Below are 607 nucleotides of genomic sequence, written 5' to 3' on the forward strand. Positions count from 1 at the left end.
CTCCGTTGTCGTCCCGGACAAGCGGAGCTCTTGGCAACGCGTAGCGTTGCCGGGAGCGGAGCGCTGATCCGGGACCCATAACCACAGGGAGTGGTTTGGCGAAGACTCGGAGTTGCCCGCTCGCTCCATATCCGCTCCCTGTGGTTATGGTTCCCCGCTTTCGCGGGGACGACAGCGGAGAGTGGGGTGACAGCCGATCGTCTAACTCAGCACGAACCCAAGCAACTTACGCCGCCCTGATATTCCCCATGAAGCGATCGAGCTCGGCGCGCAGGCGGGTGCTTTCGGATGACAGTGTCTTGGCCGAGTGCAGCACTTCCTCGGAGGCCGAGCCGGTCTCGGCGGCGCCGCGGTTGACCTCGCCGATGTCGGTGGCTGCGGTCTGGGTGCCCTGCGCGACGGTCTGGACGCTGCGCGCGATCTCCTGCGTCGCGGCACCCTGCTGCTCGACCGCGCTGGCGATCGAGGTCGAGATCGACGAGATCTGGCCGATGGTCGCACCGATCTCCTTGATCGCGGCTACCGATTCGGCCGTGGCGCCCTGCATGCCCGTGATGTGCGAGGAGATCTCGTCCGTGGCCTTCGCGGTCTGGCTCGCCAGCGACTT

General features: G+C 66.1%; 1 pseudogene. It reads right to left on the reverse strand.

Going from position 1 to position 607, the window contains the following annotated elements:
* Positions 1-226: 226 nt before the first annotated feature.
* A pseudogene (locus XH81_RS04750) lies at positions 227-607 on the reverse strand (methyl-accepting chemotaxis protein); the annotation flags it as partial.

The organism is Bradyrhizobium sp. CCBAU 25360 (genome assembly GCF_028128695.1).
Classification (GTDB): domain Bacteria; phylum Pseudomonadota; class Alphaproteobacteria; order Rhizobiales; family Xanthobacteraceae; genus Bradyrhizobium; species Bradyrhizobium ottawaense.